Source organism: uncultured Sphingobacterium sp. (genome assembly GCF_964277905.1).
GTDB lineage: Bacteria > Bacteroidota > Bacteroidia > Sphingobacteriales > Sphingobacteriaceae > Sphingobacterium > Sphingobacterium siyangense.
In genome coordinates this window covers 1-25,352 of sequence record NZ_CAXYKD010000036.1, presented here as the reverse complement: position 1 = coordinate 25,352, position 25,352 = coordinate 1, and the positions used below count along the sequence as shown (strand labels likewise).

Genomic DNA, 25,352 nt, shown 5'->3' with positions numbered 1-25,352 from the left:
ATAACTTATTAATTAGCAAAAATGAAAATTAATACAGGATTCCTTCGATTGAGACAAATTCCTTTTTCGTGTCTTGGAAAACGTCATCGAGAGAAGGCGGGCCTTCATGCCATGGAGACATTAGCAAAGATTGTTATTGGCCGTTGAAAAGATACGTTTAATTAAAAAGAGTCAGAAGTCAAACATACCGTACGATTTACTGTTAAACAGATAAAAGAGGCGGTTGTTGTCCTATTTTTATAAGAATAAATGAATCATATGATGAATAAGAGGTTATGCCTGGGTTTATTGACTTTGGCGTCGGTTATGTGTTTAAACAAACTACATGCGCAATCATTGATTGACCCTTCGGTAAAAGATATTATTCAAAAAGCCTTTCAGACAAATAAAGAATTGAAATTGAAGGCTTACGAAGTCGATAAAGCACGTCTGGAAGCCGATGGAGTAAAAGCAAACCGGCTGCCACATGTCTCGGCACTCGGGCTATACGGTTATGTACATAGCAATGGGAGTATTGATATTCCTACGGTTAATATCCCTTTATTGAACCTCGGCTTGTTTGAAGGAGCAACAGGATTTAGTATGCATGGGCAAGCGGCCTATGCGGGGGTGTCTGTAAAGCAGATTATCTTTTCGGGATTACAGATTCCGAATGGAATAAAAGCATTGCAGGAGAAAGCTGTGGCTCAACAATATTTAGAATCGGCCGGTCGAGAAACACTTTCAAAGGATATTATTGCTTCTTTTGATCAGCTGATGTTGTTGGATGAGGTGGATAAATTGATTGTCGATTCTGAAAAGCGATTAAAGAAAGAACAGGAAAAGGTGAATAAAGCGATTCAAAATGGCCTTGCAATACCTTATGATAGAGATAAATTGAAATTGGCCTTGCTGGAGCTGGAAGAGAAAAAGGTAGAGGTTTCTGGTAATCGGGATTTGTTGTGTCAAAAGATCGAACAAGAAACAGGGGTATCTTTTCAAGAGGTCGGCGGAATTCATTATGGACTTAAACCTATATTTTTGTCGGATCTTCCACGTGATGTCGAACAAAGATCCGAATTGAAAGCACTAGATGCTTCCTCAAAAGCGTATGAGTACCTGTATAAAAAAGAAAAGGGGGGAGCTCTTCCTGCTGTCTTTGCCTTTGGATCCGCAAACTATCTGAATGTATTCAACTCCAAACTCACGGTGAAAGATCAACCGCTATTTGGTACAGTCAACTTACCGCTTAATTCCATCAAGGGGAGCCCCAATTTAATGGTCGGCGTAGGAGTTAAATGGGATCTCTATACGGGCGGAGAGCATCATAATAAGATAAAGCAAGTTAAACTCGATCAGCATATCAATACGACCAAGCGAGAAGATGCGCAAGAAAAATTAAATTTATTACTCAGCAAAAATACCGTTACCTATACAACAGGCAACCAAAAGCTGAAAGTGGGGGAACAGCAATTGAAAGTTGCCGAAAATAACCTTTCTATGGCTGTTAAACAGTATCAAGCTGGCTTAATAGATGTTACCGAGTTATTGGCTGCTGAAAACGATTGGTACAAAGTTAATTTGGGTTATTTTAACAATGTTTTGCAGCAACGTACAGCTGCAGTCGAATTACTACATACATCAGGAAAATTATTACAAACTATACATGAGTAACATGAAGAATTTATATGGGATATTATCTCTGTCTATTTTTGTTTCTTGTACAAATCAAGTGAAAGAGAAGCCTATTGAAGGCAAGGTGGAGCGAGAGCAAGTGACGGTTGTGACAAAGGTTCCGGGGAAAATTGCGAAGCTTCTGGTTGAAGAGGGTGACTTTGTGCATGCGGGTGATACCTTGGCTATTTTGAGTATTCCCGAGGTAGATGCGAAAGAAGAGCAGGCAAAGGGAGCGCTGCAGTCTGCTGATGCACAATATAACATGGCAGTCAAAGGTGCTACGAAAGGTCAACTCGTGCAGTTGCAGGCGAAGGTAGATGGACTTAAGGAACAATATGAATTTGCGAAAAAATCAATAGGTAGGCTGGATGCCCTTTTGCAGGATAGCCTGATTCCCCAGCAAAAGTACGACGAGACCTACGCTAAATATCAGGGGGCTAAAAATCAATATCTTGCAGCACAGGCTGAATTAGCTGAAGCAAGGGGTGGGGCTAGACAAGAACAGCAGATTATGGCTTTGGGGCAAAAAGAACGTGCACTGGGGGCGGTATCTGAAGTCAATGTTGCTGCACAGGAGAAATATGTCATTGCTCCACAGGACATGAGTGTGGAAACGATTAATCTGAAAGTCGGTGAATTGGCGATGGCAGGCTATCCGATTATCAATGGTTTCCTCGATCGATCGACCTATTTTAGATTTACATTGCCCGAAAATAAAATGGGAAAACTTCAAAAAGGAGAGGCTGTTGAGGTAGAAATTCCTTATTTGAATCACAAAAAGGTTAAAGCAAAGGTGATTAGTATCAAAGCCTTAAATTCGTATGCAAGCATTGCGTCAGCTTATCCTGATTTCGATCCGCAACAGGCTGTGTTTGAATTGAAAATTGTTCCTGAAGATGTTGTCGGTAGCAAAGATTTGTTAACAAAAACGCTTGTGGTTCTCCATGCGAATTAAAGAGCTTGACTGTGAAAAAATTTTTAGAATTGATCCAACGGGAGTTTAAGCTCTTCTTCAATAATAAAGTGCTATTGATGCTTTTTCTAGGTGCACCTGTATTGTATGGTGTCTTGGTGGGGCATGTTTATCAACAAGGTAAGGTAACTCAGATGCCGGTCATTGTGGTTGATGAGGATAATAGCCCCCTAAGCAGTTCATTTATTGATATGCTTTCAGATAATGAGAGTATTGAAGTTGCCCGTGTATTACCCTCCTTATTTGATTCAAAAGATATTGCCATGCAATATGAGGCAACAACGATTGTACATATTCCCAAGGGGTTTGCATCCGGAGTACAACAGGGGCGTTTGCCCGAAATGACTGTTTTTGTAGACGGTGCCAATACATTGACCTCCAATACCGCCATGATGGCTGTCAATGTGTGTGCCTCGACGTTGAAAGCGGGCATACAGATTCAGGCGCAAATGAAACGTGGTGTTCCGGCAAAGATCGCTGCACAGCAGTACGAACCATTTAAGTCAACTTTTGTTAAGCAGAATATCCGAAGTGGAAATTACCTGTATTTTATGTTGCCGGGAGTGCTAATTACTGTGCTGCAGCAGGTCTTGCTCTTGGGCTTGGCTTTGTCTTTTTCCTCAGAATTTGAAGGCAATACATTTCCGGAGCTGGTACGTAAAATCGGTAATCCCATCGGGCTTATTCTTGTTAAGATATTACCTTATGTTTTGATGTCTGTCGGTATTCTGGTTTTATATTGGGGTTTTGGTCAATATTACCGTATGCCTTTACAGGCCGAATTTGGTCGCTTTGTACTCTGTACTTTCGTCTTTTTGCTTGCCGTGTGTTTCATAGGTGTACTCGTCAGTATTCTACTGCCTTCACAGTTGAAATCGACGGAAGTTCTTATGGTCATTGCGACGCCAGCATTTATCCTGAGTGGCTTTACCTGGCCTTCGAGTCTAATGCCAGGCTGGGTGCAGGCAATTGCAAATGTAATCCCATCGACCCATTATCTACGAATTTTTAGGTTAATGTTTATTCAGCATGCTGAAAATTACCATACCGATAAGGCGCTGATCGCATTGACCATCATCATGATCATCAGTTTTATATTGGCGGTAATAATACTATGGCTGAAAATACGGAAGATCAAAAAAGAAGATAAGAAGATTAGCGTATAGTGAATAAAAGTACGAACAATAAAAAAGCGGTTTCATCTCGATGAAACCGCTTTTTTATTAACTGAAATTTACAGTCGAATTATTTTTTTGCTGCAGGAGCTTTAGTTGCAGGAGCTGTTGCCGCTGGAGCCGTAGTTCCAGTAGGCGCTACCATGCCTGGAGTTGTTGCTGTAGGAGCAGGAACTTTTCCAGGTTTGATATCCAATACTTCTACTTCAAAAACTAAAGGAGCATATGGAGGGATAACACCTGAAGGGCGATCGCCATAAGCCAAAGATGAAGGAATGACTAAAGTTGCTTTTGTACCTTTGTTAAACAATTGGAATGCTTCAGTCCATCCAGGGATTACACCATCAACACCTAATTGGAATTTTAATGCTTCATAAGGACGTTGAGGGTTGAAAATTTTCTCTTTTTTAGCTACATCTGGAAGGTTTGTATCAAATACTTTTCCTGTAGTTAATGATCCTACATAGTTCACGTGAATAGAATCACCTACTTTCGCATTTGTACCTGTTCCAGGTTTAGTAATTACATATTGAAGACCTGAAGCTGTTTTAGTTGTTTTCAAGCTTTTATCCTTGATGTATTTTTCAAGTTTAGCAGGTTCAGCTGCCTTGTGTTTGTTCAATTCTTCTTCAAAATATTTTTGAACTTGTTCACCCAATTGTTGGTCTGTTAACTTTCCTTTTTTGAAGTGTTTTTTGACTTTGATCGAATAAACAATGAATTTATCTGCAAATTCTGGTTTTGGTTGATGCGTTTTAGCAGCCATAGAATCCAAATTGATTTTGAATACCAAGCTATCACCTTCACCTACGTATTTGAATAAACCAGTAGGGTCACCTGGATTTTTTGCGATGATACTATCTGGATATAATTGAACGATTTGAGGGACTCCCATGTCATACGTACTTTGCATTGTAGAATCTCTGTCCGTTTTCACAACCATGTCAAGTGCTAATAAATCGCCTGATACTGCTTTTTCTTTTGCATTATCATCTACGATTTTATACTCAAGACCACCTTCAGCCTTTTTGAATTTTTGGCATGACGTCATCAAAAGACCGGCAGCCGCGAAAAATAGAATTGCTTTCTTCATTTTCTAATGTATGTTACGATATCTTATTTTGTTAATATTTCTTTATAATTTGGTAAAACCGATTTGAATTTTGCAATCACTGCTTCAAGGCTTTCTTTCGAATTACCTCCTGAAGCGTTAAGATGCCCGCCTCCATTGAAATACAATTTACAGATCTCATTGCAAGGAACTTCTCCAATCGAACGCAAAGATAGTTTAATTTGTTCATTTCTGTCAATAATTAAAGCAGCCAATCGAATTCCTTTGATAGAAAGGGCATAATTGACTAATCCTTCGGTATCACCGGTGATCACTTCAAACTGAGTGAGATCCGCTTTGGTTACATGGATAATGGCGGTGTTATATTCATGAATAACCTCTAGACGATTCAATAAACAGAACCCTAAGAATTTCAGGCGGCTTTCTGACGAGCTATTGTAAATCTCTTCGTGGATAGCCCAGTTTTGTGCACCGCAATCAATGAGTGATGCAATGATGCGGTGAATTTCAGCAGTGGTAGAACGGAAGCGGAAAGAGCCCGTATCGGTCATAATACCGGTATATAGGCATGTCGCCATGTCAGCACTGATATGGTCTGGATCTTGCATCTCATGGACTAAGAAGCGATAGATCAATTGTGCAGTCGCTGCAGCAGATGGATCCCAAAATGCGTAGTCTTCAAACCCTTCCGGATCTAAATGGTGATCAATCATGCATTTGATTCCTTTCGCTTGACGAATAGGTTCACCCATTTCGTGAATCCGGGCAAGGCCATTAAAATCTAAGCAGAAAATTAATTCAGCTGCGTCAATCTGTTGATTGTGCAGGTCAAAATCCTGCGTATAAATTTGTACATTTTCTAAGCCAGGTAACCAATCCAAAAAGGCAGGAAAGTCTGACGGTACAATGAGATTTACGTGGTGCCCTTTCGCGGACAACCAAAAATATAATCCTAAAGATGAACCCAATGCGTCCCCATCTGGTTTGTAGTGCGTTGTAATTACAATACGTTTTGGTTCAGCTAATAATTCTTTTAATTCTTCCGATTTCAGCATAGTCATATTAAGTCTGCAAACCTACTATAAAAAAATTAGATTAGACAAATTTTTTATAAAGATCTTTTAGCATCTTATAGCGTTTTGTGTTGATTTTAAAAAATTGATTTTCAGGTTTTTAAAACTTATATACATAGATCTTGAAATCCCGCTTCATGCAGATTAAATAATTGGCATTGTCGCCATAGTTAATCGGTCCATAATAGAACTTTGAAAAACCTTCTACAGGGAATCCCTCCTGGACCAAGCCATCAGATCCGAAAACATAAATCATGCGGTTGTCGGTTCCAACACCTATGATATCAGATTTACCTATTCGTTTAAAAAACAACGGTCTGTTACTGGCCTCTTCGATGAATTTATATTCAAAGTAGGAAGACGAGTCTCTTGAACTGTAGGCATTCAGTTTGTTGTTGGCTAGAATAACAAAATCTCTGTCAGCACCACCGCTAATATCTTCAAAATTAAAGAACGCATCTTTACCCCAATCACCTAGTTTTATTTTTTTTGTTTCGCCTTCGAAAGGAATTTTGAATACGCTGCCTTTATTGTTTGCCAAGTAAATGAAGGAGTTCTTTTCATCCGACGCCGCAACTAAACCAATTGGATTTTTAACACTTTCCCCATCGGTATCCATTGTTTTTTTACGGATGATCTTACCATTTTGATCAAAGAAATACACGGAAGCAGTGCTTGTACCGGCAATAATATAATTTGTCTGTCCCAGGCTGGTTGTTTTTAGATCGAATAAAATTCGACCATCCACGCTATTATTTTCAAAGCCCTCCACTTTTTTGCCATCCAGGGTATACGCAAGAATGCGGTCTGTTGCCGGAATGTAAATACGTTGTTCTTTATTGAAGGTGGCGATTGTAGCCCCGTAAGTTGCCGAGTATGGAAGTTCAACGGAGAAGCCAGTTCTGTTTTTACCATCGGGCATAAAGCGATATAAACGGTTTTTTGTGACGGCGACAATACTGAGATCCTGTAACTGCATTGGCTCGCCCAAAATTTCACCTTGGAAGAGGTTTTGCCAGAGTTCTTTTCCATCCGGCGAAAATGCATGTACCGTGTGATCTTGTTCTTGAATCAGGATAAACTTGTTCTTCCCATCTTGATCGAAAATCCAAGGTTTATTGATAATTCGGTTCTCCAGCTGGACTGTCCATTCTGGTTTGCCGCCTAATCTCGTATCACTCTTAAAGAGGGCATATAAACTGGACGAAAATGTGCCCTGATTGCCACTCAACTGGTAAGACCAGGAGTAGAAATTTTGAAAGCCATATTCATCCTCATCTTTAAAGTTCTTTGCAAAGTCAGCTTTTAAGTTATCTAGAATATTGCTTTTACCAGCTTTAGGTTCTAAATAGAAAGTCACATTGCTGCGGCTATTCTGCAATGCTGCATGATTTTTGAAAATAGCCGTTCCGGAAAGAAATTGCTTTTCCCGGAAAGATTCCCGATAATCTCTCAAGATACCCGTCCGTGTAGCGACCACCATAATGTTATCTACAATGGTAAAATAGGGGCGGGTAAAGCTTTTGAAAGGTTCTCCAAATAGCGCATGTAAGAGATTCGAATATTTAAATTGATAGATTGAATCACCTACAGACGAACTGAATTTCTTGAGATTATCAGCAAATAGCGTTGAATCCGAAATGCTGATCAAACCTATCGCATCCTGATTATCTAATTCCGCAAGCGCAAATTCATCGTTGAAAATTGGCGCGATGATACTGTCAAATGATACTTTGCTGTCTTCTTCAAAGTTCTTTATACTTTTAGCCAATCGAGCATCTTCTTTTTGCTGTACCAACAAGGCTTTCAGTCCACTGCGAAAACTATGGGGATCTGAAATACTAAAGTCTATATAAGATGCAGCATTTTTAGGCAGATAATTCCCCAGAGCTTGCACTTGAGCTGTCTGCGTGGCAAATAACTGTAGGTAACTATTTTTGCTCGCCGAGAGATCTGTTTCACCCTTAAAAATAAAAGCGTCTTTTTTGAAATTCATATTCCAGGACGTTTGGCCCTTCAGCGAATCGATTAAGTTGAGATAAGTGCCAAATTTAGATTTCATCAATATTCGAGCAATTTGCGACAATTGTTCATTGAAAAAATAGAGACTAAGCGGTGTGTTTTTATTGTTATGGTTTACAAAGAACTCGATTTGTTTGGTACTTATTTTCTTAACCTGTTTATCAAAAATCTGGGAGAGTACCTGTTTGGAATAGCTAGCGAAAATGATTTCGTGAGAATAGGCACAATAAAGTGTACTATCCTTAGTGCCTTGATTAAGCCCATAAAATCGTTGCCCTAAGGTGTCAAAAGGTTGTATTTTGTAGTTTTTACCGACGTTTCCAAGTAATGTTGCCAGCGAGTTATTATCAATGCTTTGACCAACCTGAACGCTATATAATGGCGTAATCTGGTCTTTTTCCTGGTGAAAAGAGAGTAATATTTGCTGCCCCGCTACAAGAGGTACAAACTGTTCATTACGTAATAATTCGTCTTTAAGACGCTCCAGGTTGCCGAAATTGCGTTGACCTATAATGGCTTTAAAGAGCTCATAGTCGTTGAAGATCGTATCTACAGTCTGATCATTGGCAAAGGAGGCAATAGCTAATGTACTTTCAGGAAGATATTGTAAAGCTTTAGAATCTTGTTTATTGTTTTTATTGAAGTCTCCAAAAAGATAGATCGTGGCCGCGATGACCGCGATGAATAATATAACAGTGATGATGATTGTTTTTTTCATCCTTTTTATTTTTTTCAATGCCTGATAAGAACTCGAATAAATCGTCAGTACCACGCTGGTCGATGCGATTAAAAATCCAGTTTTAGCAGAACAGCTATTTATGAGGTACTCATTTTCTTGTCAGCAGAATAAGTACACTAAACTTGTTTTTTTAATGGTGATGAAGCCATCATGCGGCAGATGTCTATCAAGGATATACAAATCTTGCACCTCGTTCAAGATCCCGGTGAGCTGCACGATGCTCATGATGATTCATACGTAAAACAAACCTAATAAAAATATATGGGAAGAGATAGAAAATCGTTCCTATAATGCGCCTTTGTAATATAAATTTAACAAAAAATTCCTTATTTTGCTCTGTTTTTAATACATTTATCGCTAGAAACTCATTTTCAGCATTCACTTTAACATAATGAATAAGAAAATCATTTTAGCCGCTTCGTTGTTGGGAGCATTAGCTGTAATATTAGGCGCCTTTGGTGCTCATGGTCTAGAAGGAAAGGTAAGTACATATCATATTGAAACTTGGAAAACTGCAAATCAGTATCATTTCTATCATACCTTCGCCCTGTTATTTTTATCCACTTTTTCGCGAGCAAAGACGTACTCCATTAAAGTGTCATTTATAGCTTTCCTCATTGGTATACTTTTTTTCTCGGGATCGTTATATGTCTTAAGCGTGCGCGAAATAACCGGCTTTGGAAATCCGTCTATTTTAGGACCTATCACCCCTTTGGGAGGATTGTCGTTAATCGTTGGCTGGGTTGCATTATTTATTGCTGCACTAAAAAATAAATCGTAATCCTATTTAATTGCCTATGTTCATACGAAATCATATTCGTATCTAATTATAACGGAGCCTTCTTGAATAGATTTCAGGAAGGCTTTTTTAGGTTGCAATTGACTGACCTATGATCTCTTGTTTTTTTTACTCCGATATCGCTTTGAGCCCGCATGGGCATTGTCGGTTTTATGTATCGCCGGGGTCGTTTGACCTCTTTTCCTGAAGGTTTTTTTGTACTTTTATACCATAATTTGAATTTATGTCCAATCCACAATCTACGATTTTTAGTGAAAGAGATACGCTGTTTGTTGATGTGGTCCTACCACTAGCATTGGCAAGAACATATACTTATCGTATTCCGATTGACTGGAATGATCGTGTGCAGGTCGGTGTACGTGTCATTGTGCAATTTGGAAAGAATAAGATCTATTCTGCGGTTGTGAAGTCAATTAGTCAGGAAGCACCAAAGCATTATGAGGCAAAGTATATTTTGGACATCATTGATGACAAACCCATTGTCAATTTGGCTCAGTTTAAACTTTGGGATTGGCTAGCCGATTATTACATGTGTAGTTTAGGCGAAGTCATGCAGGCTGCGCTGCCTTCGGCATTGAAGCTGGCCAGTGAGACCAAAGTCGTTTCATCGATTGCGGCAGATTTTGACCGTTCTACACTTTCAGATAAGGAGTATCTGATTATAGAGGCTTTGGAGGTGGCGGGAGAACTTAAAGTCAGTGATATTGTGAAATTGCTGGGACAAAAAACAGTCTTCCCCATATTGAAGCAATTATTTGACAAAGGAATTGTTTTGATTTCTGAAGAGATTACAGAAAGATATAAACCCAAGACTAAAGCATTTTTACGTTTTGCTCCCGACTTTAGAAATGAAGATGCAAAAAGAGAATTATTGGATAGCTTAAACCGTGCGCCAAAACAACAAGATGCGGTATTGGCATTTATGCAGCTGGTCAAAAAAACGGAGGAAATCACGCGGCCCATGTTGGCTGAGGCCTCGGGCTGTGGTAACGGTGCTATTACGGCCTTGATTGACAAAGGTGTTTTTGAAATAAAGGAAAAGGTTGTATCCCGGTTCCAGGGGGAAGATATCGAATTGGATGCCAATTTTCAATTTAATGAAAACCAGCAAAGGGCCTATACTGAAATACAAGAGTCGTTTGAAGAGAAGGAAGTTACCCTGTTACATGGTGTTACTGCTTCGGGAAAAACACAGATTTATATACGACTTATCGAACAAGCAATCGCAGCAGGAAAATCAGCCCTCTATCTACTGCCTGAGATTGCGCTGACAGCACAGATTACGGCGCGCTTAAAGCTGCACTTCGGCGATAAATTGGGGGTGTACCACTCTAAGTTTAATGATAATGAACGTGCCGAGGTATGGCATAAAGTAATGAAAAATGAATTTCAGGTCGTGATTGGAGCTCGTTCTTCAGTTTTTCTGCCCTTTCAGGATTTAGGGATTATCATCGTTGATGAAGAGCACGAAAGCTCCTATAAACAGTTTGATCCAGCCCCACGTTACCATGCCCGTGATACGGCTATTTACCTCGGATTTCTACATCAGACCAAAGTGCTATTGGGATCAGCGACGCCTTCTTTGGAAAGTTATTACAATGCTAAGGCTAAGAAGTATGGTTTTGTGCAACTGCTTGAGCGTTATGGCAACGCACAATTGCCAAGTATTGAGTTGGTGAATATTCCCGAAGAAGGAAGAAAAGAAAATATGTTTTCCTATTTTTCTGGCACCTTGTTAAAAGCAATTGAAGAAGCCGTAAAAAATAAAGAGCAGGTTATATTATTTCAAAATAGACGTGGGCACACGACAATGATCCAATGTAATACCTGTGGATTCGTTGCAAAATGTGTCAATTGTGATGTCAGCCTAACCTATCACAAGAGCTCTAATATGATGCATTGCCATTATTGTGGTCATGTGGAGCCTCCACTTCGTGTTTGCCCGGCCTGTGGAATGCCACATATCGAGAGTAAAGGGTTCGGTACAGAAAGGGTAGAGGAAGAACTTGAAATCCTGATGCCCGAAATTCGCATCGGTCGGTTGGATCTGGATTCCACAAAAGGTAAATATGGTTTCGACAAAATTATCACGGCTTTTGATGAGCATGAATTTGATGTTCTTATTGGAACGCAAATGGTTGCTAAGGGGCTCGATTTCGGAAGAGTAAGCCTCATCGGTGTTGTCAATGCAGATACGATCATTAACTTTCCGGATTTCCGTTCGTATGAACGATCTTTTTCGTTATTTTCCCAGGTAGCAGGACGCGCAGGTCGGCGTGAAGCAGGCGGAAAAGTGATCATCCAAAGCTACACCACGAATCATCGGGTGTTAGAACAGGTGGTCAATAACGATTATGAAGGGATGTTTATGACGGAAATTACAGAACGAAAAAACTATCTTTATCCTCCTTTCTACCGGCTTATTCGGATTGATATTAAACATGCGGATTTTCAGAAATGCTATGATTCGGCCAATCGTTTTGCTTCGGCGCTGCGTCAACAATTGGGTGCAAGGGTATTGGGGCCGGAGCCGCCATTAGTTTCACGCGTGCGGAATAATTTTATCCAGACCATTACCTTGAAGATTGAACGCACAAATATTAGTATTGCGAAGGTTAAGGAATTGATCCGCTCGGTTCTCCTGGATTTTGAAATAGATAAAGCCAATGCTGGTGTACGCGTTCAGGTTGATGTAGATCCATATTAGTGACAGCTATTGCCCCATTAGCTTGTAAAAACGAGCGTTTTAGGTAAAGTTAAATTACTTGTGCTTATCGTTTTCTTCGCGGCCAAATTCAAGAGGTCAGCGTAGATTGGGCATAAGGACAGATGATTTGGAAAATAAAGCAAATTGACTTGAAAATGTGTACTGTATTGGTATTGAATTATTTGTGATTAATTCTGCTTAATGTGCCTTTTAAAAGGTAAATTTGAAACATCATGGCGTACAAGTTTATTGATAATTATCGAGAGAAAGGTGCTCGTAAGAAATTGGTTGAACATCTTAAAAGCCGGGGGATTGCGGACCAGAAAGTATTAGATGCCATTGGCAAGGTACCACGTCACTATTTTTTTGATGAAACATTCTGGAATCAGGCCTATCGGGATATTGCTTTTCCAATAGGTGACGGGCAAACAATTTCACAGCCGTATACCGTCGCCTATCAATCGGAACTGCTTCACGTCAAAAAAGGAGATAAAGTACTGGAAATTGGTACGGGATCTGGATACCAAACCTGTATCTTATTGGAACTTGGCGCAGACGTGTATACCATCGAACGTCAGGAAAACCTATATCAAAGAACCATTCAAGTGTTGCCGTACATGGGCTATAAACCGAATTTCTTTTTGGGCGATGGCTCCAAGGGAATTGAAGAGCACGCTCCTTATGACAAGATTATTGTAACTGCAGGTGCGCCATTCGTGCCAGAGGTTATGTTAAAGCAGCTGAAAATGGGCGGAATTTTTGTAATCCCTGTAGGAGACGAAAAATCGCAAAAGATGATGACGATTATTCGTGTGGGTGAAAATGATTTTGACCGTATCGAATTGGATACTTTTCGTTTTGTGCCTTTGGTGGGTGATCAAGCCTGGTAGGATATCCATTCAACCAGCTTAAAAGACTTCCTCCAAGGCCTTTAAGCGAAACCAAAACATCCATGATTAAATTGAAATGAACGTGAAAGAATAAATATTCACCTTATGACCCCAACTGCAATATTATATGACCAGAAGCATCGCGAAATCGCTTTAACTGTCCTCAAATTAAATAAACAAGTCAATACGCTCAGCTTGTCGCGGCTATTTGTGATACTCGGTGGCGGAGCGTTATTATTTTATACCTTTCAACTGGAAAGCCTTCCGCTGGTTTTTTTCTGTTTTTTTGCATTATTGTTCCTATTCGCCTATCTCGTGCGGAAGCAGAGCCAGCTAGAGCTTCAGAAGAACTATTTTGAAGCCTATCTGAAAGTTTTGGCAAATGAACAGGCCCTGGCAGACGGAAAATTAAATATGTATGATCATGGCCAGCATTTCGAAAACGGAGTTCATCCTTATAGCTCCGATATGGATGTCTTTGGAACATACTCCTTATTTGCGCAGATAAATCGGGCAACTACCAAACAGGGAATTGATCTTTTGGCTTCTTGGCTTGATGCACCTCTCCAAAGCCATCAAATTCAACGCAATCAAGAAGCTTCCCAGGAACTTGAAAATGAATCGGAATGGATATGGGATTTTCAGGCAAAGCTTTTGGCCAATCTGAACCATAAATTGGATATCAAAGCATTTTTGATAAATTACTTTCAAGACCGAAATTTTCAGTTCGGAAATGCCTTCATGCGAGTCTATCTCAAAGTTGGGCCCGTTTTATTTTTGGTCGCTTTAGTCGGCAGTTTTTTCGTGCCAAAATTGGCTGGGGTGGCAACATTGATAGGGCTATTTCATATTCTTTGGGCCTTGGCCAAAGCGGGAAGTGTTAGCATGTTCTCCTCTCGAATAGACAAGATAGGTGGCGTGCTGGGCTCATACGCAGATGCGATTCAATCTATTGAAGACCATGCATGGAAGTCTATTGCTATGCAGGAGATCGCGGGAGAGCTTAAACAAAACCAGGGTACAGCATCCATTTCCCTTGCCTTTAAAAAACTCGCTGGTCTTATTAACAATTTGGACGCCCGGAATAATGTCTTTGTCGGGATATTTCTAAACCTGTTTTTGCTTTGGGATTTTAGACAAGTATTGGCTATTGTTGACTGGAAGAATAAGTACGAACACGAGATTCTAAATTCATTCGATACCTTAGCTAAGGTTGAGGCTGTAACTAGCCTTGCTATTTGGAAGAGAAACCATTCGTCGTACATTTATCCATTAATTTTGGATAACCCACTGAAAAATAAGATTGACGCGCAAGGGGTATATCATCCATTGATTCCAAGCAATCAGGTCGTCGCCAATGATTACAGTAGTATAGATCATCGAGTTGCTTTGGTGACAGGTTCAAATATGGCTGGAAAGAGTACGTTTCTGCGGACAGTTGGTATTAATGCAATTTTGGCATATGCCGGAGCTGCGGTTGCTGCAGCTTCTTTTCAGCTCCCGATTTATAAACTGATATCCTATATGCGAATCAAGGATAATTTGAATGAAAGTACGTCGACTTTTAAAGCTGAATTGAATCGGATGAAATTTATATTGGATACAGTTTCAGCACATAGCGATAGTTTTTTTCTAATCGATGAGATGCTTCGTGGGACAAATTCTGTCGACAAATATCTGGGCTCCCGTGCAATTATAAAGAAACTGGTTCGATTGGATGGTAAAGGTATGGTGGCTACACATGACTTACAGCTGTCCAGTTTACAAGAGGAATTTCCGGGAGATATCAAAAATTATCATTTTGACATTCGTGTTGACGAGGGTCAGATGCTGTTTGATTATAAGCTGAAGATAGGAGAATGTAAAATATTCAATGCTTCGCTTTTATTAAAAGGTATAGGAGTGGATATCGACGAAAATATGGAATAAAAATGACGGAACTGGAGCTAGATTGGTTTACATTTGTCTCCTCTTAAATCCACTTAATAAAAAAATAAATGACTTTACAAGAACGTATTGATTTATCAGAAACACACGTCTGCACGACCGTGTTTCCGTTTTTGACGAATCATCACGATACTTTATTCGGCGGCAAGGCGATGTCCATTATGGACGAAGTATCGTTTATGGCTGCAACACGATTTTGCCGCAAAACGTTGGTGACTGTGTCGACAGATCGTATAGACTTCAATAAGGCAATTCCTTCGGGAAGTATTATTGAAGCTATCGCAAGGGTTCAGAATGTAGGCCGGACCAGCTTGAAGGTGAAGGTCGAGATATTTTTGGAACATATGTACAAGGAGGGAAGAGAACTGGCCATTGAGGGTGTTTTTACATTTGTTGCCCTAGATGAAAACAAACAGCCAATTCCAGTCCTTGAAGGCTTGGATATTGAATAAAATTTTAGCATTCCGAATGCGGAAACTCAGGGGGAGAATTTTTTAAAATTATAACATCGAAAAAGGGACGCATCTGCGCCCCTTTTTTCTTTGAGAGAGTGATCCAGAATTTTATAGGTCATCTCTACAACGTTGTGATTCTATGGTGTTTTATACTTTTTTTTATTCGTTTCGTTTGATTGGGCTGAGGTCATTAAGCTCTTCGGCTGTAAATAGGCGATAATGAACTTTGAAAGTTTTACCCAGTGGCGTTTCCAATGAGAATCCTCCGGGACCAAACCCATCCAGTACATCGAGGGTGAAATGCGCATGTTTCCAATATTCAAAGAGATCACGATCCACCCAAAATTCATATCCTTCAGCTAATCCGATCATGGCATCATTCGTCCTCGGAAAATACCCTCCTTCCTCAAAACACTGTGGCTGCGTACCCTCGCAACAGCCTCCGGCTTGATAAAACATTAATTTACCATGCTTTGCTTCAAGTTCATGAATGAGCTCCCTTGCTTTTTCAGTGATGTCTAATCTATTAATCATGGTGAAATCAGTTTATGTGTTTTAGCGTTGGTTCATATGAAATTCAGCGGAAGGGGCAGCATTTGCTCCCCCTAGACTCGGGCATCAAGCTGTTCGAAAAGTATACCCGTATGCTTCAGTTAAAAGAAGCCAAGTTTTTCTTTGCTGTAGGAAATCAACATATTCTTGGCCTGTCTGTAATGGGCAAGCATCATTTTATGGTTTTCTCGTCCAATTCCTGATTGTTTGTATCCGCCAAATGGAGCGCCAGCTGGGTAGGAGTGGTACTGATTTACCCATACACGTCCAGCTTGTATGGCACGTGGAACCTGATAAAGCTGATGTGCATCTCGGGTCCATACACCTGCTCCGAGACCATACATGGTATCGTTGGCGATGGCAATTGCTTCTTGTTCGTCTTTGAACGTGGTCACTGCAAGCACGGGGCCGAAGATTTCTTCCTGGAAAATGCGCATGCTATTATCACCTTTGAATAGGGTGGGTTTGATATAGTAGCCTTCTTCAAAACCAGCACCAACATTGTTTTCATCTCCGCCAGTCAATACTTCGGCTCCTTCTTCTTTGCCAAGTTTAATATAGGACATGATCTTATCTTTTTGAATCTTCGATGCCTGAGCACCCATCATTGTTGTTGGGTCTAATGGATCCCCGACTTTGATCTGATTAACCCGATCGATCACTTTAGCGATGAATTTTTCATAAATATCCTCCTGGATCAGTAGGCGAGAGGGGCAGGTGCAAATTTCGCCCTGGTTGAGCGCGAATAATACCGCCCCTTCAACTGCTTTGTCCAAAAATGCATCATCTGCATCCATTACCGAACTGAAGAAAATATTGGGCGATTTCCCTCCCAATTCTAGGGTTACCGGGATGATATTTTCAGTCGCATATTGCATGACCAAACGTCCTGTTGCTGTGGAACCTGTGAATGCTGCTTTGGAAACCTTAGGATTGGTGACCAAGGAACGACCAAGCTCTGCGCCGAAACCGTTGACGATATTGACCACTCCGGCGGGAATCAAATCACCGATGATTTCCATAAGAATAAGAATAGATGCTGGTGTACTTTCAGCAGGTTTTAACACAACAGTATTCCCTGCAGCAAGGGCCGGAGCTAGTTTCCATACAGCCATCAGAATCGGGAAATTCCATGGAATAATCTGTGCAACAACCCCGATTGGTTCGTGTACAATCAACGACACCGTATTGCTGTCCAGTTCGCTTATGGACCCCTCTTCAGCACGGATTACACCGGCAAAATACCGAAAATGGTCGATGGCTAATGGGATATCCGCATTGAGTGTTTCACGTACAGCTTTTCCGTTGTCTATCGTTTCAACGGCTGCGATATATTCTAAATTAGCTTCAATGCGGTCAGCAATTTTATTGAGTATAATACTTCGTTCTGTAGCGGAGGTTTTTCCCCAGGTTTCAAAAGCTTTGGCTGCAGTGTTGACAGCGAGATCCAGATCTTCTTTTGTTGAATGGGCAACTTGAGTAAACACTTTTCCGTCTACCGGCGAGATATTATCGAAGTATTTTCCTTGAATTGGTGCGACAAATTTACCACCAATGTAGTTGTCATATCGTTCTTTGAACGATGGTCTTTTGATTGCGCTCATATGGTTTATTATTAATTATTTTTAATCCCTTTTTATCAAAGTTAGCCAGCAATTATTCAATAGCGTAGCAGAATTGATCCAAAACATAGCACAATTGTGGCAGATGAATTTCGGCTACAATTTATTTTTTTTATTATATTTGATTGACTGCCAATTATATTTAATTGTTGCACTATGGGAGATAGGACGCTGATTCATACATTGCCATTTTCGCGGGCAGGGGAGCTTAGCACATTAGTGGAGAACCGACGCGCATTTACGTTAGATAGCTTGGAGCTTAATATCTACGAAACATATCGGGTATCGCAGCATGTGCCTTTATGTTTTGATGATTTGGTTATGATTAACATGATCCAAGGTAAAAAGATCATGCATTTGGAGAATGTAAAGGCTTTTGACTATCTGCCCGGTCAGATGATGGTGTTGCCTGCATCGGTGGCTATGCATATTGACTTTCCGGAAGCGACCCTCGACCAACCCACGCAGTGTACCGCTTTAACGATTCATAAAGAAAAGATAGCAGCAGTCTTGGACTATCTAAATGAGTTTTATCCGAAAGAACAATTTAGTCAGTGGCGGCTTGATCCGGATTTTTTTCATCTGTACAATTCGACTGAGCTCGCCGACCTGGTGAACAAGTTGTTTCAGATTATTATTAGCGAAAATCCGTTGAAAGATGTACTTGCAGATTTGACTTTTAAAGAGCTTACGATTCGGCTACTTCAGTCACAGTCGCTGATTGCATTAAAAATTGGAAAGTCGCCCAACAAGGTGCTGTTACATGTGCAGGAATTTATTCAGAAACATATTACCGAGAAAATTTCAATTGGTTTATTGGAGCGGACTGCCCACATGAGCAAAGCGAGTCTTACGCGGATGTTTAACCGTGAACTTGGACTTAGTCCGATGGAGTATGTGATCCAACAGCGTATCGAGAAGGCAAAAAAAATGCTTTTACTCACCCGGAATGTAAAGGAGTCTTGCTATGGGGCTGGATTTAATGATGTCAACTACTTTGTCCGGCTTTTTAAAAGCAGGGTAGGAATGACGCCAGGCGCATTTGTCCTGGCGCGTTAATCTAGAATTTCATCACGCGATCAAGCTCTCGTTTAATATCTTTTTCTTTAATGTTTTCTCGTTTGTCAAAATCTTTTTTACCCTGTGCCAAGGCAATTTCAACTTTGGCAAACCCCCGGGAACTGATAAAGATGCGTAGGGGTACAATGGTAAAGCCACGTTCTTCTCCCTTCTCTTTTAGCTTTTTTAATTCTCTTTTTGTCAACAGTAGTTGACGGTCGCGCTTTGCCTCATGGTTATAAAAAGATCCCATGGAGTATTCTGCAATGTGCATGTTACGGATGTATAATCCGTCCTCAAAAAAACTACAGAAACTATCGTTAATATTTGCTTTTCCTTCGCGTATGGATTTTATTTCTGTACCCAATAATCGAATTCCTGCAATGTACTTGTCCAGTAAGTGGTATTCAAAAGAAGCTTTTTTATTTTTTATATTGATATCTGAAGATAAAGCCATATATTGTTGTATATTAGTAAGTCTATACCATTGCTATTGCAATGAACCTAAATGTAACTAATTATAGGATAATTTAAAGTTCGCAAATATAATTATTAAAATTGTCTTATTTTAAAGTAGAATTGTGTGGGCAGATGTTAGCGGAGTATTAAAATAAAATTAACGGTTTTGGGCGATGTGTTAAAAATATGACTAAATTTAAGCGAAAGTCAGATTATGTTTTCGTATGTTTGCAACGTTTTTTGGAATTATTGTGAATATATACAACGTAGAATTTCAACTTGCATTGTGCATATTAGCAGATTTTTAGTCGGAGACCGAGTTTTTTATATAAAAGTCCAATTCGATAATTTTGTTTGTTACAATAACATCTAAAAGTTAGAAATAGTTTTAGAAATACCTTTTTATCGCATGAGTAAAGGAAAGTTAGGCGAAAAAATATCGCAATTTAAGATTGTTGAGGAGTTGAAAGCTAAGGGCTTATATGCCTATTTTAGACCTATTCAATCAAAACAAGATACCGAAGTAAAAATCGATGGTAGACGTGTATTGATGTTTGGTTCTAACTCTTATTTAGGGTTAACGACTGATACACGTATTATAAAGGCAGCGCAAGATGCTTTGGAAAAGTATGGTACTGGATGTGCTGGATCTCGTTTCTTAAACGGTACGTTGGATATTCACGTGGAACTGGAAGAAAAATTATCTGCTTATGTAGGTAAAGAAGCCGCGATTCTTTTTAGTACAGGATTCCAATCAAATCTAGGTCCTTTGTCATGTTTAATGGGACGTAATGATTATATTTTGTTGGATGAACGTGACCACGCGTCAATTATTGATGGTAGCCGTTTGTCTTTTTCCAAAGTAATCAAATACGGTCATAACAATATGGAGGACTTACGTGCTAAGTTATCACGCCTACCTGAAGATAGTGCGAAGTTAATTTGTACGGATGGTATCTTTAGTATGGAGGGTGATATTGTTAATTTGCCTGAGCTTACATCGATTGCCAATGAGTTTGATGCTGCTGTAATGGTTGACGATGCACACAGTTTAGGTGTTATTGGCCACAAAGGAGCTGGTACAGCTTCTCATTTTGGGCTTAATGACGATGTAGACTTGATTATGGGTACATTTAGTAAATCGTTAGCATCTTTAGGTGGATTTGTGGCTGGTGATGCAGATGTGATTGATTTCTTAAAACATAATGCGCGCTCTGTGATGTTCAGTGCTTCAATGACTCCCGCTTCGGTAGCTTCAACATTGAAAGCTTTGGAAATTATTCAAAATGAGCCCGAGCATATTGAAAAATTATGGAAAAATACAGATTATGCCAAAGCACAATTACTGGATCATGGGTTTGATTTAGGTGCTACGGAAAGTCCTATTTTACCAATCTTTATTCGTAGCAATGAAAAAACGTTCTGGGTAACTAAAATGCTCCAAGATGATGGTGTATTTGTTAATCCAGTTGTTTCTCCAGCAGTTCCTGCAGAAGAGTCTTTGATTCGTTTTTCATTGATGGCGACACATACTTATGACCAAATCGACGAAGCTATTGAGAAGATGGTTAAAGTATTCAAACTAGCTGAAGTTGAAACATTAATATAAAATCTAATCGTATGATTCAGATTATACCCGTTGAAACAAAGAAACAAAGACGGCTGTTTATAGATTTCCCTCATAGTCTCTATGAGGGAAATCCTAATTATGTACCTGCCTTATTTCTTGAACAAAACGATTTGCTTTCCCCTGACAAGCATCCCTTTTATAAACATTCCCAAGCACAACCTTTTCTAGCTTATCGTAACGATAAGATTGTTGGTCGTATATGTGCCATCTGGAACAACAACCATAATGCCTTTAATCATGTGAATGAAGGACAGTGGGGTTTTTTCGATTGTATAGATGATCAAGAAGTCGCAAACGCGTTGTTTGAGACCGCAGAAAAATGGGTTAAAGCTAAAGGAGGGGATACGATCGTTGGGCCTATCAATTTATCGACCAATGATACCGTTGGTTTATTGGTTGATGGTTTTGATAAGCCTCCAGTGGCCATGATGCCCTACAATTCACCGTATTACATCGACTTGATTACCAATTCAGGCTATGGACATAAAGTGGATTTGAGAGCTTATTTGGTTATGGAAAAGTCTGCGGATAAGCGTTCTGTTTTGCTTTTGGATAGGCTGGAAGAGCGTTTGAAAAGATCTGGCATTACATTGCGTCAATTCAATGTGAAGGATTTTAAAAACGAGGCAGCAAAAGTTCGTGACATTTATAATAGAGCATGGGATAAAAATTCGGGTTTTGTTCCGATGACAGAGGACGAATTTAATTATACGGCCAAAGATTTAAAAATGATTCTCGATCCTCGTTTTGCTATCGTTGCAGAGAAAGATGGTGAGCTTGTTGGCTTTGGTCTAGGGATACCAGATATCAATCAGATCCTTATCAAAGTGAAGCGCGGACGTCTACTTCCTACGGGTATTTTTAAATTGTTATTTGGAAAGAAAAAAATCAACTTGCTTCGTGTACTCATGTTAGGGGTATTGGAAGACTACCGTAAGCTTGGTATTGAAGCATGTTTGTATGGCCGAATTATAAAAGAATCAAAAGATTCTAATATTAAGGGGGCCGAATGTTCATGGATGTTGGAGCATAATTACATGATGAACCACGCTATTGAGCAAATGAATGGAGAATTGTACAAACGTTATCGTTTGTATCAAAAATCATTATGATAGAAAAAGTATTAATCACCGGAGCGAGTGGTTTTGTAGGCTATCATTTGACAAGAGCAGCGAAAGAGGCGGGGATGGAAGTTCATGCCGCGGTGAGGAAGTCAAGTGATGTTTCAGAAATTCGCTCTGTTGTAGATAAATTTGTTTATCCGGATTTCTCTGATGAAGAGTCTATCAGAGAATTACTGGAAGCGGAAAACTATACCTATGTTGTTCATGCTGCGGCAATGACTCGTGCCAAGCATGAAGAAGATCTAGAAAAGGTCAATGTTGGTTATACAAAAAACTTGGCATCGGCTTGTTTTTCTTTAAAAACTCCCATCAAAAGATTTGTTTTCGTTAGTAGTCTTGCGGCGATCGGTCCTGTTGACTACGATGCTAAACTTATTGATGAAAGTAGCCCTTATCGTCCTGTTACGGCATATGGTCGTAGTAAGCGGAAAGCGGAGCTCGCGTTGAATGATTTTAAAGATCAGCCACTAACGATTTTGCGCCCTACTGCAGTATACGGCCCTCGTGAAAAGGATATTTTTATTGTTTTTAAAACAATGAACGGAGGCCTGGATGCTTATGTTGGTCGCTCTCCTCAAAAGCTTAGCTTTATTTATGTTGCCGACCTGGTGCAGGCGATTATTCATGCCTGTCGTTTTGACCAAGGTGGAAAGCAGGTGTATAACCTTAGCGATGGACAGGTATATGGGCGTTATGAGTTGGCTAGGTTTTTCAAAGAGTTTAGTCAAAAGAAAATGATTCGTATGCATATTCCTTTGGGTGTAGTGAAGACTATCGCGGTTATTTTTGAACGTTTGTATAAAAATTCTAAAGCAATACCTGTACTATATCCGGAACGGCTGAATGAACTTACAGCTGAAAACTGGGGCTGTGATATCTCGGCGGCTCAACGTCAGCTACAATACCAACCTAAATATGATTTGAAGAAAGGCTTAATGGAGGCATTGGCTTGGTATAAGGAAAATAAATGGCTATAATCGCAGATAATGAGTGAGTTAAAAATAAATAAAAAACTTTTTCAGGATAGAAAGAGAACAAATATCTTAAGTGAACCCGAACAAAAACTTATTTCGTACCTCGTTCCTCGAATCCCCAATTGGATTACTTCGGATGGACTTACGGCAATTGGATTTTTAGGTTCATTAATGATATTGGGGAGTTTTATACTGGCTGAATATGTTGATATTCGCTATTTACTTTTAGGAATCCCTGGTTTCTTTGTACAATGGTTTGGTGATTCATTAGATGGGCGTATCGCATTCTACCGTAATAAATCCCGTCGCTGGTACGGTTTTGCGCTGGATATTGTAATGGATTGGATCAGTACGGTTTTTATCGGATTGGGATATGTGCTGTATACCGTGGGTGACTTTAAGTATCTGGGATTTACATTGGTCGCATTATATGGCTGGGCAATGATCATTTCTCAGCTCAGGTATAGAATTACAGATAAGTATACGATTGACGCCGGAATTTTGGGGCCTACTGAAATTCGGGTGATTATTTCATTGGTTATGCTCTTCGAAGTTTTAATGCCTGGATCTATTAATTGGTGTGTACTGGTAATCTGTATTGCACTTTTTATAATTAATACAAATGATACACGTCTACTTCTTAAATTAGGCGATGAAAAAGATAAAGAGGATAAATTGAAAAAACAGCAGGAGGAGGCTATTTAACGATGTCTTCAAAAGTTATTACTTTTTTAAAAGCTCAACTTTCCGCCTTTTTAGGCGGATTGTTTGATTTTGGAGTATACTCTGCTTGTTATAAGCTACTTCATATCAGTGCTCCTTTTTCTAATGCTATTAGTGGTAGCCTTGGTGCTGTTGTTAATTTTTTGATCAATCGATACTGGTCCTTTGGTAGTACGCAAAAGTCCGTTGGGAGTCAGCTATGGAAATTTGTGATTGTCGTCTGTGGTAGTATTACATTGAAGTCTACAGGAATTCATTTTCTGGTGGATGTTTATCATTTAAACTTTTTGTTCTCGAAACTAGTCGTTGAGCTGCTCGTTTCTTTGGGCTTCAACTATACACTTCAACGTTTTTGGGTTTTTAAAGCGGAGGAGAAATAGTAATTTCCTTCTTTTTGCGAATCAGCTTTAGCTGGTTTCAGTTTCTTTTCTGTTTTCCGATTCTTTTGATCTCTCTTACTCTTTTCTTACCAAGTTTTGGTTTTGTAGGATGTTAATTTAGCTCTTGTTCTAGACTAAAAGGGCTTTTTAGCGTCTTATCTCTGTTATATTCCTTCAAATCGCTGTTTTTTTTTGTTTCTCTGGGGCAAATCCGAGGTGAAGCGTGTCACTATCTTATTTGTTGATTATATTTATTCGCTTTTATTTAGTTATTCTTTAAGCTAGATTTTAACTGGTATTTAGTTGGCTTTAAGTTAGGGTTAGTTTAGCTATAACCTAAGCTATACCTAAACTAACCCTAACTAAACCCTAAGTAAACCCTATACTAAAATAGAAGTTGATCAAAGTTTACAATAAGTAATCCCTGGACCAAAATGACAGGATCTGGAGCCTTGCTTAAATTCTAAAAAGAATCCTGGGGAAGTCTTTAGGTCGCCATGCCATCCTCTGTTCCGTTGCGGTTGCGGTTCCCCATTACATCCTATTTCTATTATATCGATGGTATTAAACGTTGCGGATCTCTGTTGTTCTCTGTTCGGGTACGTTTGTGTTTTCCGATCTCCCTTTGCTATGCTGCGTCGGTGGGGCGATAGATCCGGCAAGTGCAATTCGGGATGTTTTCGTTGCCCGATGCCACTATCTGGCCCAATCTGGCAGTCGGATCAGCCATCCCAGCCTTCCGATCACCTGTTTTACAAAAAGAATCTCGCACCGTTACAGGTAGTTATGGGCAAAATGAAATAAATAAGAACAAAAGGCTTGGAAGTGATTGTAAAAACTCCCTATCTTTGCACCACTCCGCAAGGGAGGGACGGTTACCTCGAAAGAAGGAATCATGAAAAAAGAAGGGTTTAAGAGAAGTTCGGCAGGATTTAAAATTCCGCCCGGTTTATTTTAAACGCGGAAATCGAAAAAAGAGAAAAGAAAAAAAACTTCAAAAAGTTTTTGGAAGTTCAGAAAAGATTTCTACCTTTGCAGTCCCAACGGAAACGAAGGGAAAAACAAAAAAGATAAAGACGGCGCAATGCCATCGGAATAAAGCGGATACGGAAGTTGAAGCGACAAAGTTCTTTAAGAAAACACAATCATGTAAGCGTGACGAGTAGACAAACGAAAGTCATGAACAAATTCAATTAATTCGTTCAATTCGATCCAAGATCAGAGATATAAAAAAAGAATTCTGATTATGTAAATAGTTGGAATCAAAAACTTCATTTTACAATGGAGAGTTTGATCCTGGCTCAGGATGAACGCTAGCGGC

Annotated in this window: 20 protein-coding genes; 14 read left to right on the top strand and 6 right to left on the bottom strand. The window is 39.6% G+C overall.

Annotated elements, in window-relative coordinates; genetic code table 11:
* Positions 1-258: 258 nt before the first annotated feature.
* From ACHWSC_RS16460 to ACHWSC_RS16450, 3 genes are read left to right on the top strand one after another with little or no spacing between them, the layout of a single operon-like run.
* A complete protein-coding gene (locus ACHWSC_RS16460) occupies positions 259-1,653 on the top strand; it encodes a TolC family protein (RefSeq protein WP_286732912.1) in 1,395 nt (464 codons plus the stop codon).
* A gap of 1 nt (position 1,654) precedes the next feature.
* Positions 1,655-2,611: an HlyD family secretion protein gene (locus ACHWSC_RS16455; protein WP_394677480.1), complete on the top strand. Its 957-nt coding sequence runs from the start codon at positions 1,655-1,657 to the stop codon at positions 2,609-2,611.
* An 11-nt stretch (positions 2,612-2,622) separates the two neighbouring features.
* Positions 2,623-3,795: an ABC transporter permease gene (locus ACHWSC_RS16450; protein WP_394677479.1), complete on the top strand. Its 1,173-nt coding sequence runs from the start codon at positions 2,623-2,625 to the stop codon at positions 3,793-3,795.
* A 79-nt stretch (positions 3,796-3,874) separates the two neighbouring features.
* Here the strand turns inward: ACHWSC_RS16450 and ACHWSC_RS16445 are convergent, their stop codons facing one another.
* The 3 genes from ACHWSC_RS16445 to ACHWSC_RS16435 all read right to left on the bottom strand — a co-directional run bounded on the left by ACHWSC_RS16445 (position 3,875) and on the right by ACHWSC_RS16435 (position 8,689).
* Positions 3,875-4,897 carry an FKBP-type peptidyl-prolyl cis-trans isomerase gene (locus tag ACHWSC_RS16445; protein WP_070561229.1) on the bottom strand — a complete coding sequence of 341 codons (1,023 nt, stop codon included), beginning with the start codon at positions 4,895-4,897 and terminating at the stop codon, positions 3,875-3,877.
* Positions 4,898-4,920: 23 nt separating this feature from the next.
* On the bottom strand, positions 4,921-5,931 hold the full coding sequence (locus ACHWSC_RS16440; protein ID WP_394677486.1) for a bifunctional oligoribonuclease/PAP phosphatase NrnA: 1,011 nt from the start codon (positions 5,929-5,931) through the stop codon (positions 4,921-4,923).
* Positions 5,932-6,049: 118 nt separating this feature from the next.
* Positions 6,050-8,689: a hypothetical protein gene (locus ACHWSC_RS16435; protein WP_205400448.1), complete on the bottom strand. Its 2,640-nt coding sequence runs from the start codon at positions 8,687-8,689 to the stop codon at positions 6,050-6,052.
* Positions 8,690-9,101: 412 nt separating this feature from the next.
* Between ACHWSC_RS16435 and ACHWSC_RS16430 the strand changes: the two genes are divergently transcribed.
* From ACHWSC_RS16430 to ACHWSC_RS16410, 5 genes are all read left to right on the top strand, one after another.
* Positions 9,102-9,491: a DUF423 domain-containing protein gene (locus tag ACHWSC_RS16430; protein ID WP_046672738.1), complete on the top strand. Its 390-nt coding sequence runs from the start codon at positions 9,102-9,104 to the stop codon at positions 9,489-9,491.
* A 241-nt stretch (positions 9,492-9,732) separates the two neighbouring features.
* A complete protein-coding gene (gene priA, locus ACHWSC_RS16425; protein WP_394677478.1) occupies positions 9,733-12,216 on the top strand; it encodes a primosomal protein N' in 2,484 nt (827 codons plus the stop codon).
* Positions 12,217-12,449: 233 nt separating this feature from the next.
* Positions 12,450-13,106, top strand: coding sequence for a protein-L-isoaspartate(D-aspartate) O-methyltransferase (locus ACHWSC_RS16420; RefSeq protein ID WP_075994205.1), 657 nt, complete (start codon positions 12,450-12,452; stop codon positions 13,104-13,106).
* Positions 13,107-13,211: 105 nt separating this feature from the next.
* Positions 13,212-15,035 (top strand): DNA mismatch repair protein MutS, encoded by a 1,824-nt coding sequence (locus ACHWSC_RS16415; RefSeq protein WP_394677477.1) that lies wholly within the window; start codon positions 13,212-13,214, stop codon positions 15,033-15,035.
* Positions 15,036-15,103: 68 nt separating this feature from the next.
* A complete protein-coding gene (locus tag ACHWSC_RS16410; RefSeq protein ID WP_104383990.1) occupies positions 15,104-15,505 on the top strand; it encodes an acyl-CoA thioesterase in 402 nt (133 codons plus the stop codon).
* A 162-nt stretch (positions 15,506-15,667) separates the two neighbouring features.
* On the opposite strand, the gene ACHWSC_RS16405 is transcribed toward ACHWSC_RS16410, so the two are convergent.
* Positions 15,668-16,042, bottom strand: a complete 375-nt coding sequence (locus ACHWSC_RS16405) for a DUF779 domain-containing protein (protein ID WP_046672734.1) — start codon at positions 16,040-16,042, stop codon at positions 15,668-15,670.
* Positions 16,043-16,161: 119 nt separating this feature from the next.
* A complete protein-coding gene (locus ACHWSC_RS16400; RefSeq protein ID WP_201667210.1) occupies positions 16,162-17,664 on the bottom strand; it encodes an aldehyde dehydrogenase family protein in 1,503 nt (500 codons plus the stop codon).
* Positions 17,665-17,838: 174 nt separating this feature from the next.
* Between ACHWSC_RS16400 and ACHWSC_RS16395 the strand changes: the two genes are divergently transcribed.
* A complete protein-coding gene (locus ACHWSC_RS16395; protein WP_075994201.1) occupies positions 17,839-18,741 on the top strand; it encodes an AraC family transcriptional regulator in 903 nt (300 codons plus the stop codon).
* A 1-nt stretch (position 18,742) separates the two neighbouring features.
* On the opposite strand, the gene smpB is transcribed toward ACHWSC_RS16395, so the two are convergent.
* On the bottom strand, positions 18,743-19,198 hold the full coding sequence (gene smpB / locus ACHWSC_RS16390) for an SsrA-binding protein SmpB (protein WP_120333714.1): 456 nt from the start codon (positions 19,196-19,198) through the stop codon (positions 18,743-18,745).
* A gap of 411 nt (positions 19,199-19,609) precedes the next feature.
* Here smpB and spt point away from each other — a divergent pair, with 411 nt between their 5' ends.
* Genes spt through ACHWSC_RS16365 form a run of 5 tightly spaced genes read left to right on the top strand, consistent with a single transcriptional unit; the run spans position 19,610 to position 24,031 of the window.
* The gene (gene spt / locus ACHWSC_RS16385; protein ID WP_120333715.1) at positions 19,610-20,809 is read left to right on the top strand and encodes a serine palmitoyltransferase; all 1,200 of its coding nucleotides are present in this window, start codon (positions 19,610-19,612) and stop codon (positions 20,807-20,809) included.
* An 11-nt stretch (positions 20,810-20,820) separates the two neighbouring features.
* Complete coding sequence (locus ACHWSC_RS16380) at positions 20,821-21,942, top strand: hypothetical protein (RefSeq protein ID WP_070561222.1); 1,122 nt, start codon at positions 20,821-20,823, stop codon at positions 21,940-21,942.
* Positions 21,939-22,931 (top strand): NAD(P)-dependent oxidoreductase, encoded by a 993-nt coding sequence (locus ACHWSC_RS16375; RefSeq protein WP_075994199.1) that lies wholly within the window; start codon positions 21,939-21,941, stop codon positions 22,929-22,931. The genes ACHWSC_RS16380 and ACHWSC_RS16375 overlap by 4 nt, the downstream gene beginning before the upstream one ends.
* 9 nt (positions 22,932-22,940) lie before the next feature.
* Positions 22,941-23,633, top strand: a complete 693-nt coding sequence (locus ACHWSC_RS16370; RefSeq protein WP_075994198.1) for a CDP-alcohol phosphatidyltransferase family protein — start codon at positions 22,941-22,943, stop codon at positions 23,631-23,633.
* A gap of 2 nt (positions 23,634-23,635) precedes the next feature.
* Complete coding sequence (locus ACHWSC_RS16365; RefSeq protein WP_075994197.1) at positions 23,636-24,031, top strand: GtrA family protein; 396 nt, start codon at positions 23,636-23,638, stop codon at positions 24,029-24,031.
* Positions 24,032-25,352: the final 1,321 nt, after the last annotated feature.